Consider the following 16,734-nt stretch of genomic DNA (forward strand, 5'->3'; position numbering starts at 1 on the left):
GTCCTGCCGCCGCCCACCTCCCCCAGGGCGACGATCGGGCTCCGTGTCGAGCTTCGTCGTACGCCTGCTTCCGGAGCGGCCGTTCGACCCACCGCCGCCGGTCATGACGGCCTGCGCAGGTGGGCGGGTTCCGTCACGCCTCCCGTCATGCGACGGCCGGGGGCGCCGGTTCCGGGACCAGCGCGACGGGCTTGTCCGGCCGCCCGATACCGCTTGGTCGGAGGTGCGGGCCGGCGCACACTGTGATCGGCGCCGGCCCGGATGGGGTAAGTTGGCCGCGGAGTGGTCGCTCTCTGCGCCGAGAACCCGTGCGCAAGAGACGTGAACCGGAGCGGAGGTCGACGTGGCGTACTGCCGAGGACGCGTCGCCGGCACGGGAGGTGGATGGTGAGTTCCGAAAGCGCGCCCCGGGCGCTGGAGGTCGAGGTGCGGTCGGCGCAGGACACGGTGGTCGTCACCGTGCACGGCGAGATAGACATGGCGTCCGCGCCACGCTTGCAATCGGCACTCGACGAGGCGCTGCGCGACGCGCCCGCCGCGGTCGTGGTGGACATGACGAACGTCGGGTTCCTCGGCTCCGCCGGACTGAGCGTCCTGCTGGCGGCCTCGGAGGCCACCGGCTCCGGTGGCTTGCGGGTCGTCCCCAGCGACGCCGCGCGCAGGCCGATCGAGGTGACCTCCTTGGACCGGTTGCTCACGGTGTTCGACTCCGTGGAGGACGCGCTCGCGGTGAACGAGACGGTGAACGAGACCCAGGCCCCGAACTGAGCTTCCCGGCACCGCATCGGTGCCGCTCAGCCCCCGTCGCGGTTTCGACCCCGCCTCGCCGGGTATCTGACCGGTCGTCGGCACCGTGCCGATCTGTGCGCACCGGGAGGAGGCCGTATGGCAGAAAACCGCGAACACCGATTGGTGGGAGTGCCCGCGGTGGCGGCGTTGGCGGATCTCGGATTCGCCTCGGTCGCCTCGGGCGTCATCGCGCGGCGCCGGCCGGTGCTGGGCCTGCTGGAACGCACGGGAGCCGATGCCAGGGCGATCGAGCGCGTCCGGCAGTTGCGGCGCGAGTTCGGCGCGGGCCCGGTCGAGCTCGTGGTGCCGGGACGCCGGATCGTGGTCGTTCTCGATCCGCATGACGTGGGACGGGTGCTGGCCGACGCGCCGACGCCGTTCAGCCCGGCCAATCGGGAGAAGCGCGCCGCGCTGCGCCAGTTCCAGCCGCACGGTGTGCTGCTCTCGGAGGGACCGATCCGCGACCAGCGCCGCGCCGTGAACGAGGCCGCACTGGACTCGGCCGAGCCGCTGCATCGCCTGGCCGGGCCGTTCGCCGAGGCGATCGCGGAGGAGGCGCGCGAGCTGATCCTGTCGGCCCTGCACCGCGGCCACCTGGACGCGCGGCAGTTCACCACACGGTGGTGGCGGCTGGTGCGATGGATCGTGCTCGGCGAACGAGGACGCGACGACACCGTGCTCACCGACGAACTCTCCCGGCTGCGCTCGGCGGGCAACTGGTCGTTCCTGGCGCCCGCGCACCGCAGGCAGCGCGACCAGTTCACCAATCGGCTGTACCGCCACGTGGAGTCGGCTCCCCCGGACAGTCTGGTGGGGGCGTTGGCCGCGGTGCCCGCGGGCGGCGCCACCGATCCGGTCGGGCAGATACCGCACTGGTTGTTCGCCTTCGACGCGGCGGGCATCGCGCTGAGCCGGGCACTGGCGGTGCTGAGCACCCATCCCGAGCACCACGCCCGCGCGCTCGCCGACGCCGTCGATCCGGAGCGCGTCGACCTGCGCGGTTATCTGCGCGCCTGCGTGCTCGAGTCGGTACGGCTGTGGCCGACCACGCCCATGCTGCTGCGCGACATCACCGCCGACACCGAGTGGCGCGACGGCGAGGAGCGCTTCACCATCGCGGCGGGCGCCGCCCTGATGATCGCGGTCCCGGCGTTCCACCGCGATGCCGATCTACTGCCGTTCGCCGACCAGTTCGTGCCGGAGATCTGGCTCGACGGCCGCGCGGAGCAGTACCCCCAGCTCGTCCCGTTCAGCGCCGGCCCCGCCGACTGCCCGGGCCGCAACCTGGTGCTGTTCGTCACCAGCACGCTGCTCGCACACCTGCTCACCTCGGCCGACTTCCGGCTGCGGTCCACGCCGCGCCCCAACCCGGACGCTCCCCTGCCGGTGACCTTGAACAACTTCGGCCTCGATTTCACCGTCGAGCCCTGCATGACCCAGGCCGGCTAGGCGTACCTCCACCTTCGCTCCGGCCATGCGCGGGCTGAAGACGGACTACGTCCGACAGCACCCAGCAGGCGTCGAGAGGGCGATCGGCCGCGCCACCGGACGGATACCGGGAGCGGGCCGATCGCACAGTTCACGCGGAAGTACTACCGGACCGCGCCCGCGACACCGCCGATGAGGCCGCCGAGCACGCAGCCGGGAAACACGCCGATGATGAGGAAGATCAGACCGACCACGGCGCCGATGGCGCAGCCGATCAGCACACCGCCCAGTGCGCTCCCCGCGTCACCGACGAACTGGGGTGCGCCCGGCTCCGGAATGGCCGCGCCGACCGGAGTAAGGGTCAAAGTCGTTGCGTCCGCGTCCATTTCCGGGTAGACGGCGACCTCCTGCCCCAGCGCGGACCGCAGTGTGGTCGGAACGGTCGCCACCACTTCGCCGTCCGGCGCCAGCACCGTGATCATGTCGGGTGTGACAGCGAACGTGCCGGAATCGAGCGTTATGGTCGCGCTCGACCGGTCCGGCGCGACGGTGACGGAGGAGGCGACAACGTCGTCGACTCCGCCGGACGTGGGTTCGTAGACCTCGGCCTGCCCATACGCGGTGGCCGCGGTGACACCGGTGGCGGCAATGGTCAGCAGCGTGGTCGCTACCAATTTCCTGAACTTCATGAGCCTTCCCATCCTCAGCAGATTCGATCTGTCGTTACCTGGGTACAGCCGTGAAACAGTAGCGATTATAGACGTTCCGCATCACTGGTTCGGGCGGTAGAAGTCGTCCGAAATATCCTGCACGGCAGGGCATTTCGGGACGAATCCGGAATATGGGACGACCGTGGCGGCTACTCCAGCTCCCCTTCGGTCTCCAGATAGACCTGCCGCAGCCGATCGAGCGTGTCCGGTTCGGGATGTTCCCACAGTTTCCGCTCGGCCGCCTCCAGCAGCCGCTCGGCGATCCCGTGCAGCGCCCAGGGATTGGACTGCTCCATGAACTTTCGGTTCACCTCGTCGAAAACGTAGCTCTCGGTGAGCTTTTCGTACATCCAGTCGGCCACCACGTTGGTGGTGGCGTCGTAGCCGAACAGATAATCGACGGTCGCGGCCATTTCGAACGCGCCCTTGTAGCCGTGCCTGCGCATGGCTTCGAGCCAACGAGGGTTCACCACGCGGGCCCGGAACACCCGCGCCGTCTCCTCCGACAGCGTCCGGGTGCGCACCGCGTCCGGGCGTGTGCTGTCGCCGATGTAGGCCTCCGGGTTCTTGCCGGTCAGCGCGCGCACCGTCGCCACCATGCCGCCGTGGAACTGGAAATAGTCGTCGGAGTCGGCGATGTCGTGCTCGCGGGTGTCGGTGTTCTTGGCCGCCACGGCGATCCGGCGATACGCGCCGCGCATGTCCTCGGCGGCGGGCGCCCCGTCGAGATCGCGCCCATAGGCGTAACCGCCCCAGGTGGTGTAGACCTCGGCGAGGTCGTCGTCGGTGCGCCAGCTCTTCGCATCGATCAGCTGCAACAGGCCCGCCCCGTAAGTGCCGGGCTTGGAACCGAAGATGCGGGTGGTGGCGCGCCGCCGGTCGCCGTGCTCGGCCAGGTCGGCTTGCGCGTGCGCGCGAACGTAGTTCGCCTCTTCCGGCTCGTCCAAGTCGGCGACCAGGCGAATCGCGTCGTCCAGCAGGGCGAGCACGTGGGGGAAGGCGTCGCGGAAGAAGCCGCTGATGCGCACCGTGACGTCGATACGGGGGCGGCCGAGTTCCGCGAGCGAGATCACTTCGAGCGAACGGACGCGACGGCTCGCCTCATCCCAGACCGGCCGGACGCCGATCAGCGCGAGGACCTCGGCGATGTCGTCGCCCGAGGTGCGCATCGCGGAGGTACCCCAGATCGACAGACCCACCGAGCGCGGGAACTCTCCGTGGTCGGCCCGGTAGCGCTCCAGCAGGGATTCCGCCATGGCCTGGCCGGTCTCCCAGGCCAGCCGCGACGGCACGGCCTTGGGATCGACCGAGTAGAAATTCCGTCCGGTCGGCAGCACGTTGATCAGGCCGCGCAACGGCGATCCGCTCGGACCTGCCGGGATGAACCCGCCGTCGAGCGCGTGCAGGACGCGGTCGATCTCCACCTCGGTCTGCCGCAGGCGCGGCACCACCTCGGTGGCCGCGAATCGCAGCACCAGGCGCACCTGGGGATCATCGGTGATGGCGTCGACCGCCTCCGGCGACCAGTCCGCCGCCTGCAATGCCGCGACCAGCGCGCGGGCCCGGCCCTCCACCGCATCCACCCGCTCGCGCGCCTCGCCTCCCGACTCGTCGAGGCCGAGTGCTTCGCGCAGGCCGGGCACGGTGCGCTCGCCGCCCCACAGCTGACGCGCGCGGAGCATGGCCAGCACCAGATCGACTTCGCTCTCCCCCGCCGGGGCCCGGCCCAGCACGTGCAGGCCGTCGCGGATCTGCACGTCCTTGATCTCGCACAGCCAGCCGTCGACGTGCAGCAGCATGTCGTCGAAGGACTCTTCGTCCGGACGCTCGGTGAGGCCGAGGTCGTGGTCCATCTTGGCGGCGCGCATCAGCGTCCAGATCTGCTGGCGGATGGCGGGCAGCTTGGCCGGATCCAGGGCCGAGATGTTGGCGTGCTCGTCGAGCAACTGCTCCAGACGCGAGATGTCGCCGTAGGTTTCGGCGCGAGCCATCGGCGGGATCAGATGATCCACCAGGGTGGCGTGCGCGCGGCGCTTGGCCTGGGTGCCCTCGCCGGGATCGTTCACCAGGAACGGATAGATCAGCGGCAGATCGCCGAGAGCGGCATCGGTGCCGCAGGAGGCCGACATGCCCAGCGTCTTGCCCGGCAGCCACTCCAGATTCCCGTGCTTGCCCAGGTGCACCATCGCGTCGGCGCCGAAACCCTCGGGCGCGCTGAGCCACCGATAGGCCGCCAGATAGTGGTGGCTGGGCGGCAGATCGGGGTCGTGGTAGATCGCGACGGGGTTCTCGCCGAAACCGCGCGGCGGCTGCACCATGAGCACGACATTGCCGAAACGCAATGCGGCGATGACGATCTCACCGTCCGGGTCGGCGGAGCGGTCGACGTACAGTTCGCCCGGCGGCGGGCCCCATGCTTCCACGACGGCGTCACGCAGGTCGCCGGGCAGCGTGTCGAACCAGGCGGCGTAGGTCGCCGCGCCGATGCGGATCGGATTGCCCTCCAACTGCTCGGCGGTCAGCCAGTCCGGGTCCTGGCCGCCTGCGGCGATCAGGGCGTGGATGAGGGCGTCCCCGTCTTGTTCGTCCAGGCCGGGAATCTCGCCGGGCGCGCCGAGATCATAACCGGCGGCGCGCATTTCGGTGAGCAGACGGATCGCGCTGGCCGGGGTGTCCAAGCCGACGGCGTTGCCGATGCGGGCGTGCTTGGTCGGGTACGCCGAGAGCATGACGGCGATGCGCTTGCGCTCGGCGGGGATGTGGCGCAGCCGCGCGTAGCGCGTCGCGATACCCGCGACGCGGGCGGCGCGCTCGGCATCGGGGACATAGGTGGACAGGCCGTCGGCGTCGAATTCCTTGAACGAGAACGGGACGGTGATGATCCGCCCGTCGAATTCCGGCACGGCGACCTGGGTGGCGACATCCAGCGGGGACAGTCCGTCGTCGTTGGCCTCCCACTGGGCGCGCCCGGTGGTCAGGCACAGCCCTTGCAGGATGGGCACGTCCAGGTCGGCGAGCGCGCCGACATCCCACGCCTCGTCCTCGCCCCCGGCGGACGCGGTGGCGGGCTTGGTGCCTCCCGCGGCCAGCACCGTCACCACCAGCGCGTCGGCGCGGCGCAAGGTATCGATCAGCTCGGGTTCGGCGGTGCGCAGCGACGCGCAGTACAGCGGCAGCGCCCGCGCGCCCGCCTGTTCGATCGCCCCGCACAGGGCGTCGACGTAGGCGGTGTTGCCCGCCAGATGCTGGGCGCGGTAGTAGATCACCGCCACGGTCGGCCCGTCGGTCCGCGCGGCGGCGACCCGATCCAACTCGCCCCAACTGGGCAACTGGATCGGCGGCTCGAAGCCGTGTCCGGTCAGCAGCACGGTGTCGGACAGGAAATTGTGCAGCTGACGCAGATTCTCCGGGCCACCGGCGGCCAGGTAGTTGTGCGCGTCGGCCGCGACGCCGCCCGGGACGGTGGAGCATTCCATGAGCTCGGCGTCCGGGGCGATCTCGCCACCGAGCGCGACGAGCGGAATCCCGCTCGCGCGCAGCGCCTCCAGCCCGTCCTCCCAGACCCGCTTGCCACCGAGGATGCGCACGATCACCAGATCGGCGCCGTCGAGCAGGCCGGGCAGGTCCTCGACCAGCAGGCGAGCCGGATTTCCCCACCGATAGTCGGCGCCGCTGGCGCGGGCACTGAGCAGATCGGTGTCGGACGTGGACAACAGCACAATCACGGGTGGCAGCCTTCCTCGGGTGACGCGCCCATCGGGGGTTCGCTGCTCGCCGGGGAGGGTCTGGCTTTCCACAGTGGCGCGACCGCACCGGACTTTCACCGGTTTCCTCGTCGTCCGCCGAGCACGCCGATGCTACCTGCCGTCCGGAGCGTCCTCGTCCACGCGTCCCGCCGGATCGGCCGCGCGGCGGTCGCGGTCGCTGCACCGCGCGGCCAAGAAGTCGTCCACCAGCCGGGCGCAGTCGGCGGGGGTGATCGGTTCGAGTCCGACCAATCTGGCGAAGACGATCGGGCCGACGAGCTGGGTGAGCGCGAACGTCACGTCCGGATCGCCGAGTCGGGCGCGCACATCCGGATCACCGAAGAGCTGGTCGAACGGCTTGCGGTACTGCTCGATGAGCCGCAGGCGCAACGACGTGAAGTCCGGACCCGCCCCGGATAAGCCGCGCTCGCCGGTGGCCAGCCACGCCAGCGTGGATATCTGCAAGGGGGCCTCGTTGACGACCGTGGCCTGCCTGCTGAGCAATTCGATCAGCCGTTCCCTGAGCGGACCGGCGGGCGGCGCCTCGATCACCGGAGGGAGCAGGCGTTCGAGCGTGGCGGCGCGCAACTGCATGGCGTTGTCGAAATGCCGGTACAGCGTGGTGCGCGCGACCTTGGACATGGTCGTGACCGCCTCGACGGTAACCGCTTCCAGCCCACCGGTTTTCAACAGCGCGGTGGCGGCGTCGAGCAGCCTGGCGCGCGAGCGCGCCCTGCGCGGGTCGACGTCGTCGTCAGGAAGAGTCGGGTCGGCGGCACCGGTCATGGGTCGAACATTCCTCCTCCGCCGCGCCTATCGCCACCCGGCTACTTATGCTACTGATAGTAGCGTAGCGATACTGGCAGTTTTGTTCAGCTCGGGGAGGCGCCGTGGAGTCCACCGCGACACGTTTGTCGGCCGCTCAGCGATGGATGTTGACGATCTCGTGTCTCACCGTGGCCCTGGTGATCGCGTCGATGGCGGCGCTGTACACCGCGCTCCCGGAGATCGCCGCCGCGACCGGCGCCAGTCAGCAGCAGCTCACCTGGGTCGTCGACGGGTACACCCTGGCGCTGGCCTGCTTGGTTCTCCCCGCGGGCGCGCTCGGCGACCGCTTCGGGCGGCGTGCCGTGCTCGTCATAGGGCTGTTGGTGTTCGCGGCGGGCTCGGCGGCGCCGGCGCTGCTGCACACGCCCGGTTGGTTGATCGCGGGCCGGACGGTGGCCGGAGTCGGCGCCGCTCTGGTCATGCCATCGACGCTGTCGCTGATCACCGCCGGATTTCCGGAGGCACGCCGGGGCAGCGCCGTCGGGCTGTGGGCGGGCGTCGCCGGTGCGGGCGCCGTGCTCGGCATCCTCGGCTCGGGCCTGCTGCTGGAACAGTGGTCGTGGGTGTCGATTTTTCTCGCCATGGCCGTGGCGGGACTGGTGCTGGTGATCGCGGGCTGCACGCTGCCGGAGTCGGTCGACCAGGATCGACCCGGGCTGGACGTGTGGGGAGCGGTCACCTCTGCCGCTGCCGTCGGATCGCTGGTAGTGGCGGCGATCGCGGCGCCCGAGCGCGGATGGGTGGATCCGATGGTGATCGGCGCCGCCGTCACAGCGGTAGCGGCGGCCACGGCGTTCGTGATGATCGAGAAGCGGGTCGCGCATCCCCTGCTGGATCTGCGCCTGTTCGCCGATCGAGGGTTCGGCTCGGGCACCGCGTCGGTGACCCTGCAATTCCTCGTCTGTTTCGGGACCTTCTTGCTGATGGTCCAGTTCCTGCAACTGATTCTCGGATACCGGCCGATCGTGTCGGCGCTGGCGATGGCGCCGATGATGGTGCCGATGGTGGCGGTCTCGGCGGTGGCGCCGCGGCTCGCCGAACGGGTCGGACTGCGCCTGCCGATCGCGGGCGGGCTGGTGATCATCGGCGCGGCGCTCGTCGCGCTCTCCCGCGTCGACGTCGACACCACCTACGTCGACCTGCTCTGGCCGTTCCTGATCATGAGCACCGGCACCGGCCTGTGCACCGCACCCGCGACGGCCGCGATCATCGCGGGCACCCCGGTGGCGAAACACAGCGTCGCCGCCGCGGTGAACGACGCGGCGCGCGAAGTGGGTGCGGCGGTCGGCATCGCCATCGCGGGCAGCATCCTCGCGGCCGGATACAGCCACCGCATCGCACCCGCCCTGCCGCAGTTGCCCGAACAGATCCGCGAACCGGTCGGCGACTCGCTGGCCGCGGCGCTCCAGGTCACCGAACGGATGGGGCCGCAAGCGGCGCCCCTGGCCGAGTTCGCCGAATCGGCCTTCGTGCACGGCGCTCGGCAGTCCGCGCTCGCGCTGGGCATAGTCACCTTCGTCGCCGCCGTCCTGATCGGCGTATGGGCGCCGGGACGGTCCCGCGCGACGGCGGAATCCGCGGCGACTCGACCGGAGACGCACCCGACGACGACACCGTGACGATCGTTCGCGATCGGCACGGCCACGACCGCGTGACCTGCCGAGCGTTGTAAACGCTTGTGCGACAACCGATTTGGCCGCCGGCCTAGACCAGGTCGGCGTTCCCGTCGATCACCTTGAGGTGGTAGTGGAAACGGTTGACCCGCCACCCTTGCGGGGTGCGCTCGACGCCGATGGAGTAGCTGCCGACGAAGGTGCGGGTCTTGCCCTCGGTCGCGGCATTCTTGACGTGCACCGCGATGGCGTCCGCGTGCACGCGCGCCGTGTCACCGTCCAGATCGATGAGATGGTTGCCCGACTGGTGGTGTATCCCGTCGAGATCGGAGAGCCCGGTGCGCCAATCCGCGATGATGTCGGCCGCGGCGCGCTCCCCGACCGGCCCGCCGAACCCGCCGTCGAAATCCACGGTCGGCGTGAAGACCTCCGCCGACAAGTCCTCCCAGCGCTTCTGATCGGTGTACACGAACATTCTGGTGATGACATCGACGATGGCGAGCCGGTCGGCGACAGTGGAGATCTCGGACATACGCCGACCTTAGCCGCCGCGCGCGTCCTACGCCTTGCGGACCACCCCGCCGAGCAGCACCAGCCCGGTGCGCGGCAGGTCGTCGCCGAGCCACTGTTGCAAGGGAACGACGCCGGGCTCGATCATCTCGAACCCCTCGAAGAACGACTCGACCACGGCCGGAGATCGATAGACCACCTGGGCCGAGGATCTGGCGGTATCCGACGACGACTGGTCGATGAAGTCCGCGTCGCTGTCGTCGGAGCCGTGCGTGAACGCCAGATAGCTACCCGGAGCCATGACTTCCCGCAGCCGAGCGACGATCTCGGCCGGGCCTTCGTCGTCCATCACGAAGTGCAGCACCCCGACGAGCGTGATCGCGACCGGCTCCGCGAAGTCGATCGAACCGTCGCGGCGCAGCCGGTCGATGATGTCGTCCGGACGGCGAACGTCACCGAGCATCGCCGTCACGCCGTCCGCGTGCGCCAGCAGGGCATTGCAGTGCGCGTAGACGACCGGGTCGAAATCGACGTACACCACCCGCGCCGACGAATCGACCTTGTGGGCGACCTCGTGCACATTCGGCGAGGTCGGGATACCCGCGCCCAGATCGATGAACTGCCGGATCCCCGCCTCGGCGGCCGACTGGACCGCCCGCACCAGGAACTGGCGACTGAACCACGCCAAGGTTCGGGTATCCGGGGCGATGGACAGCATGCGGTGCGCGACAGCCCGGTCCACCTCGTAGTTGTCTTTGCCGCCCAGAAGATAGTCGTACACCCGGGCGGAATTGGGCAGGTTCGGATCGACGCCCCGCGGTGCTCGCTCCATGCCGGACACCGTACCTCCCGATCGCCCCGATCAGGAGCCTAACAAAAGTCACGTTCCGTCGCCGCGCACCAGAAACATCGGCGTACCGAATGACGTTGCCGCGCAGGGACTCACTCGCCGGGCGCTCGGCCCACCGCGAGTACCTCCGCTCGCGCCATCAGCTCATCCGCCACCTGGCGGGGGCGGCGGCCGAGGCCGCACGCACAGGCGACTCCGTCCACCGGGCGTCCCAGCGCCTTCTCTACGACCCGCAGCGTCTGCAATTGCTGTGCCTCCGTGGGACCGTCGTGCACCAGTCCGGCATAGAATTTCGTACCCGCATCGAGTGCCAGCCCCGCAAGTGGCGCATAGAACTCGGCATTCTCCGACGGAGGTACATCGCCGGCCGCGAGGGGACCGTGCACGTACTCCAGGACGCGCCCGCGCGGCCACTGCCGGACCACGGAATTGGCCAGATCGACCAGCGGCCGGGTATCCCGCAGCTTGCCGCGGGCCTTGTTGCGCAGACTGCCGAGGCACAGGTGCACCCCGAAACGGGTTCCCTCGGGCGCGGCCCCGGCCAGCGCGGCGATCCCCTCGCCCAGCCCCAGCACCCGATCGACCTGCCGGTGCAACGGCTGCGCCTTCGCCATGAGCACCAGTTCCGCGGTGGCCTCCACCTGCACGACGACGTCGTCCCCGGCGAGTTCGCGGATGGCGGTGATCTCACGCACGGTGGCGTCGAAGAAGGCTCGGCGATGCCGCCGCAGACCCGCGACCCCCATGGCGATGAACGTCAGCGTGAAATCGGTCGGCATGCCGATCTGCAGCGCGAGACCGGGCAAGCCGCGCTCGACGCGCAGTGCGCGGAGGATCGGCAGCGCCTCCTCGGCTTCCCGCAGATAACCGAAATCCATCTTCTCGCCGTGCAATTCGGCGCCCCGAGCGACCCGATGGATCGTCCGCTGCCTGCTCGAGCCCCACGTTCCCGGCTTCTTCACCGCCAGGGCACCTTGCTCGACCAGGTCTTCGATGATCGGCTGGATGTAGAACTCGTAGCGCCGGGTCTCCCCGGTCGGCAGGGTACGCAGCCGCTCCCCCGCACTGTCCAACATGGCCCGCATCGCGACGTCCGTGCTCTCGGCCGGAAAGCTTCCGACGAAGTGCACCGCTCGCATGCCCACCCCTTGTCCCGTCGCACCCACGTTCCCGCGCTCCTTGTCCATCGCGGCATCCCGGACCTCCGCTCTCCCGAAGCGACATCGGGCGCGGCCGGGTGCACGCGTGCGGCATCAACTATGCGATAGCCACGGAACATTGTGCGCGGTATCGCCGTTCGCCGGAACCGCAAGGGCGCAATCTGTCCGAGACGATGGAGCCGACGATCGCTCATGCGCGGCGGACGGGTTCGCACACCGAAATCCGCTGCCGGAAAGGCTGATACGGCCGTCGCGCGTAGCGCCGAGTATTGCGCACGGCGAAGTTCGCGCATAGCCTGCGTCGCGTGCGAATCTCGCTACGGTCGATCGCCGCGTCCGCGGCGGCGATCCTTCTCTGCCTGACTCCGAGCACTGCCCACGCCGAGGACACTGCGCCGGGTCGTTGCGCAGCGGTCGCCATTCCCGTTCCGCTCGGTGAGATGGCCGGTTCCCTGTGCACCCCTACGGCGCGCGCCGCCGACACCGTCATGGTGCTGATCGCGGGTTCCAACTACAACGCCACCTATTGGGATTTCCCCTACGCCCCGGAGACCTACAGCTTCCGGCGGGCGATGAACGCCGCGGGCATCGCGACGCTGGTGGTCGACCGGCTCGGCAACGGTGCGAGCACCCGTCCGCCGAGCACGCAGGTGACGGCGACGGTGTCCGCCCGCGCCCTGCACGACATCGTCCGGTCCCTGCGCGCGGGTCTGGCGGGCGCGCCCCCGTTCGGCAAGGTCATCACCGGAGGCCATTCCCTCAGCTCGGGCATCGATGTCCTGGAGGCGACCACTTACCAAGACGTCGACGGCGTCCTGCTCACCGGTTTCTCCCACGCGCTCAATGTGTCCGAAGTTCTCGGCGTCATCTCCACATACCACCAAGCCGCCGAGGACCCGCAATTCGCCGGGCGCGGTTACGACGCAGGTTATCTGGCGACGCGGCCCGGCACCCGCGCTGCCAATTTCTTCGCCCCCGAGACGGCCGACCCGGAGGTTCTCGCGGTGGACGAGGCGACCAAGGAAGTCTTCTCGCCGACCGAGTATCCCGACGGCCTGACCTCCACCCTTCCGCCGATGACCAATTTCATCGACGTGCCGGTCATGGTCGTCAACGGCAGCCTGGACCGGCTCTCGTGCGGCCCGGCGTACGCCGTCTGCGCGGATGCCGAGACACTGCGCGCCACCGAGGCGCCGTTCTTCGGCCCGGCGGCGCGACTGCGCACCTTCGTCCTGCCCGGCAGCGGGCATTCGGTCAATCTGGCCCGCAACACCGCCGAATATCGGGCCGCCGTCGTCGACTGGGTGCGTTCGATCGGAGCGTGACCGGCCGTTCCGCCCGGCACCCGCGTCCGTAGGCTGGAGTCGCTATGACACGACGTGCTCCTGATTCCTGCCCGGGTGTACTGCGGCTGCACGAGGCCGCCGACGGGCCGCTGGCCCGGATCCGCGTGCCGGGTGGTCGCCTGGAGCCCACTCAACTGCAGGCGCTCGCGGACGCCGCGCGCGACTTGGCGGACGGCAACATCGAACTCACCTCGCGCGGCAACGTCCAGTTGCGCCGGGTGACCGATGCGGAAGCGATGACCGATCGGCTCGTGGCCGCGGGCCTGCTGCCGAGCGCCACGCACGAACGGGTGCGCAACATCATCGCCTCGCCGCTGTCCGGCCGGATCGGCGGCCTGGCGGACGTGCATCCGCTGGTCGCCGCGCTGGACACCGGCCTGCTCGCGGCGCCGCGACTGGCCGACCTGCCCGGCCGGGTGCTGTTCACACTCGACGACGGGCGCGGCGACGTCAGCGGGCTCGGCCCCGACATCGGCGTGCACGCGGTGGGGGAAGAGGAGTTCGCGCTGCTGCTGGCGGGCGGCGACAGCGGCCTGCGGCTGTCCCCCGCCGACGCGGTGGACGTCATGCTCGCCGCCGCACACGCATTCCTGGATCTGCGCGGCGCGGACCCCGGCCGATGGCGGTTGCACGAAATCGAACACGGCGCCGAACGCGTCGTCGATCGCCTCGGCCTGCGACCGAGCACCGAAAGACTCGAATTCCCCACCGCACCGAGCGTTCCGATCGGCTGGCTGGAGCAGGACGACGGAGCGGTCGGCCTCGGTATCGGCGTGCGCCTCGGCTGCCTGCCCGCCCGCACCGCCGAATTCCTCGCCGCGGTCCAGCGACCGGTGTTCGTCACGCCGTGGCGCAGCCTGGTGCTCACCGACCTGGCGGAGTGGACCGCCGAGCAGGTGGTGCGGGTGCTCGCGCCGATGGGCCTGATCTTCGACGCCGACTCGCCTTGGCTGCTGGTCAGCGCCTGCGCCGGGCAGCCGGGCTGCGCGAAGTCGCACACCGATGTCCGAGCCGACGCCGCCGACGCTGTCGGCGCCGGCCGCGTACTGGCCGATCCGGTAGACCTCCCGAGGACGATGCCCGCCGCGGACGTCGCGGTGGCCGGGCGCCAGCACTGGTCCGGGTGCGATCGCCGCTGCGGCCGCCCGCGAGGAGCGGTGACCGACATCGTCGCCACGGACGAGGGCTATCGCATCGACCGGCCGCCCCGCGAGCCATGAGATCCGGGCAGGTCACCTGCCATGGATTTCGAGGGTGCAGCATTTGACGGAGCCACCGGCTTTGAGCAGCTCGGACATCTCGATCCCCACCGGACGATAGCCACGAGCGCGCAGAGCTTCACTCAGGTCGGTCGCCGCGCTGCTGAGGAAGACGTTGGCGCCGTCGCAGACCCCGTTCAACCCGAGCACCGCCGCGTCCGCGTCGGTGGCCACGATCGCGTCGGGATAGAGCTCCGCCAGCACCGCGCGCGCCGCCGGGCTGAAGGCGGGCGGGTAGTAGGCGATGGTCTCGGCGTCCAGCGGAAGCAGCACCGTGTCCAGGTGGTAGAAGCGCGGATCGACCAGTTCCAGCGACACCACGGGCAGACCGAAATGGCGCGACACCTCCTCGTGCGCGGCCGGTGAGCTGCGGAATCCGGTTCCGGCCAGTAGCCGGTCGCCGACCAGGAGGAAGTCGCCTTCGCCTTCGTTGCATTCCGCGGCGGCCACCAGGTTCGCCAGCCCGCACCGGGCGAACCAGGCGTGATAGGCCGGGCCTTCCGCGGCACGCTCGGGGTGGGTGAAGCGAGCCGACATGGCGCGGTCGCCGACGATCAGCCCGCCGTTGGCGGCGAACACCATGTCGGGCAGGCCCGCGACACCGGGCACCACCTCCACGGTGTGCCCGTGTTCGACGTAGGTGGCGCGCAACCTCTCCCACTGCTCGATGGCCAGCGAGCGGTCGACGGGCTCGGCGGGATTCATCCAGGGATTGATGGAGTAGGTGACGTCGAAGTGGTCGGGACGGCACATGACGAACCGGCGCGGCGACGAACGGCGGACGGCGGATTCGAGGGGGAGGGTGGCTACGGACGTCAACGGAACTCCCGGCAGTGAGCGTGAACTTTCGACTGCCACGACGGTAAGTCGCATAGCATTGCGCCAGAAATGATGATTTGTTGCGAATAGTCGGCAAAAATCAGCGAATCGTTGCGCGGGATGAGAGATGGTGTGACGTGGACGACCTCGACCGGCGGATCCTCGAACAACTGCTGAAGAACGCGCGGGCGTCGTTCCAGGAGATCGGCGGCGCGGTCGGATTGTCCGCGCCCGCGGTGAAGCGACGGGTCGACCGGTTGGTCGCGGGCAAGCAGATCACCGGGTTCACCGCGCTGGTCAATCCCGCCGCGCTGGGCTGGAAGACGGAGGCCTACGTCGAGGTGTACTACCGCGACAACATCTCCCCGGCCGAACTGAAACGCAGCCTGGAACCGATCCCCCAGGTGGTCGGCGTGTGGACGATCGCGGGCGAAGCCGACGCACTGGTGCACGTGATGGCCACCGACATGGCCGAGATCGAAGTGACCGTGGAACGGATCAGGGAGAACGCGCGGGTCGGGCGGACCCGCAGCGCCATCGTCATGTCCCGGATTCTCGAGCGTCCGCGGACCTGATCCGGCGACCCTGCCCCTTGCCGTCCGGCCGTCCGGACCCGGGATGTGCAGCGCCCGACCCGGACCGATCTGTCCGGAGCCGCACCCATATGGTTGACCGCATGTCCGACGTACGTGCCAGCTATCTGACCGACGGGGCCGAGATCTACCGTCGCTCGTTCGCGACGATCCGCGCCGAGGCCGATCTGAGCGGATTCCCGCCGGACGTGGCGCAGGTGGTGGTGCGGATGATCCATGGTTGCGGTCAGGTGGATCTCGCCGCGGACATCGCCTTCTCCCCCGGCGTCGTGGCCTCGGCACGCGCGGCGCTGCGCGCGGGCGCTCCGATTCTCTGTGACGCCACCATGGTCGCCTCGGGCGTGACCAGGAAACGACTGCCCGCCGACAACGAGGTGCTGTGCACCCTCGCCGACCCGCGCGTGCCGGAGCTGGCCGCGGCCAGGGGCACCACCCGCTCCGCCGCCGCGCTCGAACTGTGGCGCGACCGTCTCGACGGCGCCGTCGTCGCGATCGGCAACGCACCGACGGCGCTGTTCCATCTGCTCGACCTCCTCGACGCGGGAGCGCCCCGGCCCGCCGCCGTGCTCGGCATCCCGGTCGGCTTCGTCGGCGCGGCCGAATCGAAGGACGCGCTGATCGAGTTCGGCGACGTCGAATACCTCACCGTGCGCGGCAGGCGCGGCGGCAGCGCCATCACCGCGTCCGCGCTGAACGCGATTGCGAGCGAACAGGAATGAGCACTCCGGGCAAGCTGTGGGGCGTCGGGCTCGGTCCGGGTGATCCCGAACTGGTGACGGTCAAGGCGGCCAACGTGATCGGCGCGGCCGACGTGATCGCGTTCCACAGCGCGCGCCACGGCCGCAGCATCTCCCGCCGTATCGCGGCACCGTACATGCGCCCCGGCCAACTGGAAGAGCATCTCGTCTACCCGGTGACCACGGAGACCACCGACCACCCCGGCGGCTATCAGGGCGCGATCGACGAGTTCTACGAACAGGCCGCCGCCCGGCTTGCCGAGCACCTCGCCGCGGGCCGGTCGGTCGCGTTGCTCGCCGCGGGCGATCCGCTGTTCTACAGCTCCTACATGCACATGCACCGGCG

General features: G+C 69.8%; 15 protein-coding genes. 8 read left to right on the plus strand and 7 right to left on the minus strand.

What is annotated here, in order from left to right:
• Positions 1–384 precede the first annotated feature (384 nt).
• Together ON21_RS14250 and ON21_RS14255 are read left to right on the plus strand one after the other, a co-directional pair.
• A complete protein-coding gene (locus ON21_RS14250) occupies positions 385–768 on the plus strand; it encodes an STAS domain-containing protein (RefSeq protein WP_086006418.1) in 384 nt (127 codons plus the stop codon).
• 117 nt (positions 769–885) lie between these two features.
• Complete coding sequence (locus ON21_RS14255; RefSeq protein WP_039798362.1) at positions 886–2,238, plus strand: cytochrome P450; 1,353 nt, start codon at positions 886–888, stop codon at positions 2,236–2,238.
• A 143-nt stretch (positions 2,239–2,381) separates the two neighbouring features.
• Here ON21_RS14255 and ON21_RS14260 read toward each other — a convergent pair whose 3' ends face one another.
• From ON21_RS14260 to ON21_RS14270, 3 genes are all read right to left on the minus strand, one after another.
• Positions 2,382–2,906, minus strand: coding sequence for a DUF8020 domain-containing protein (locus ON21_RS14260; RefSeq protein WP_039798363.1), 525 nt, complete (start codon positions 2,904–2,906; stop codon positions 2,382–2,384).
• 170 nt (positions 2,907–3,076) lie between these two features.
• Positions 3,077–6,652, minus strand: a complete 3,576-nt coding sequence (cobN, locus tag ON21_RS14265; RefSeq protein WP_039798364.1) for a cobaltochelatase subunit CobN — start codon at positions 6,650–6,652, stop codon at positions 3,077–3,079.
• A gap of 132 nt (positions 6,653–6,784) precedes the next feature.
• Positions 6,785–7,459 carry a TetR/AcrR family transcriptional regulator gene (locus ON21_RS14270; protein ID WP_039798365.1) on the minus strand — a complete coding sequence of 225 codons (675 nt, stop codon included), beginning with the start codon at positions 7,457–7,459 and terminating at the stop codon, positions 6,785–6,787.
• A gap of 146 nt (positions 7,460–7,605) precedes the next feature.
• On the opposite strand from ON21_RS14270, the gene ON21_RS14275 reads away from it, so the two are divergent.
• Positions 7,606–9,120 carry an MFS transporter gene (locus tag ON21_RS14275; RefSeq protein WP_051020798.1) on the plus strand — a complete coding sequence of 505 codons (1,515 nt, stop codon included), beginning with the start codon at positions 7,606–7,608 and terminating at the stop codon, positions 9,118–9,120.
• A gap of 85 nt (positions 9,121–9,205) precedes the next feature.
• On the opposite strand, the gene ON21_RS14280 is transcribed toward ON21_RS14275, so the two are convergent.
• The 3 genes from ON21_RS14280 to ON21_RS14290 all read right to left on the minus strand — a co-directional run bounded on the left by ON21_RS14280 (position 9,206) and on the right by ON21_RS14290 (position 11,640).
• Positions 9,206–9,646: a nuclear transport factor 2 family protein gene (locus ON21_RS14280; protein ID WP_039798367.1), complete on the minus strand. Its 441-nt coding sequence runs from the start codon at positions 9,644–9,646 to the stop codon at positions 9,206–9,208.
• Positions 9,647–9,673: 27 nt separating this feature from the next.
• Positions 9,674–10,456 (minus strand): SAM-dependent methyltransferase, encoded by a 783-nt coding sequence (locus ON21_RS14285; RefSeq protein WP_039798368.1) that lies wholly within the window; start codon positions 10,454–10,456, stop codon positions 9,674–9,676.
• A gap of 110 nt (positions 10,457–10,566) precedes the next feature.
• Complete coding sequence (locus tag ON21_RS14290; RefSeq protein ID WP_245562603.1) at positions 10,567–11,640, minus strand: hypothetical protein; 1,074 nt, start codon at positions 11,638–11,640, stop codon at positions 10,567–10,569.
• A 299-nt stretch (positions 11,641–11,939) separates the two neighbouring features.
• On the opposite strand from ON21_RS14290, the gene ON21_RS14295 reads away from it, so the two are divergent.
• On the plus strand, positions 11,940–12,959 hold the full coding sequence (locus tag ON21_RS14295) for an alpha/beta fold hydrolase (protein ID WP_039798385.1): 1,020 nt from the start codon (positions 11,940–11,942) through the stop codon (positions 12,957–12,959).
• A gap of 44 nt (positions 12,960–13,003) precedes the next feature.
• Complete coding sequence (cobG, locus tag ON21_RS14300) at positions 13,004–14,200, plus strand: precorrin-3B synthase (protein ID WP_039798369.1); 1,197 nt, start codon at positions 13,004–13,006, stop codon at positions 14,198–14,200.
• A gap of 12 nt (positions 14,201–14,212) precedes the next feature.
• Here the strand turns inward: cobG and ddaH are convergent, their stop codons facing one another.
• On the minus strand, positions 14,213–15,058 hold the full coding sequence (gene ddaH / locus ON21_RS14305; RefSeq protein WP_245562604.1) for a dimethylargininase: 846 nt from the start codon (positions 15,056–15,058) through the stop codon (positions 14,213–14,215).
• 137 nt (positions 15,059–15,195) lie between these two features.
• Here ddaH and ON21_RS14310 point away from each other — a divergent pair, with 137 nt between their 5' ends.
• From ON21_RS14310 to ON21_RS14320, 3 genes are all read left to right on the plus strand, one after another.
• Positions 15,196–15,633, plus strand: coding sequence for an Lrp/AsnC family transcriptional regulator (locus tag ON21_RS14310; RefSeq protein ID WP_039798370.1), 438 nt, complete (start codon positions 15,196–15,198; stop codon positions 15,631–15,633).
• A 101-nt stretch (positions 15,634–15,734) separates the two neighbouring features.
• Positions 15,735–16,370 (plus strand): precorrin-8X methylmutase, encoded by a 636-nt coding sequence (locus ON21_RS14315; RefSeq protein ID WP_039798371.1) that lies wholly within the window; start codon positions 15,735–15,737, stop codon positions 16,368–16,370.
• Positions 16,367–16,734: SAM-dependent methyltransferase (locus ON21_RS14320; protein ID WP_039798372.1), on the plus strand; the 368-nt coding region annotated here is incomplete at its 3' end. The genes ON21_RS14315 and ON21_RS14320, both read left to right, overlap by 4 nt.

Origin of the sequence: Nocardia araoensis NBRC 100135, assembly GCF_000308435.1 — a bacterium.
GTDB classification, from domain to species: Bacteria; Actinomycetota; Actinomycetes; order Mycobacteriales; family Mycobacteriaceae; genus Nocardia; species Nocardia araoensis.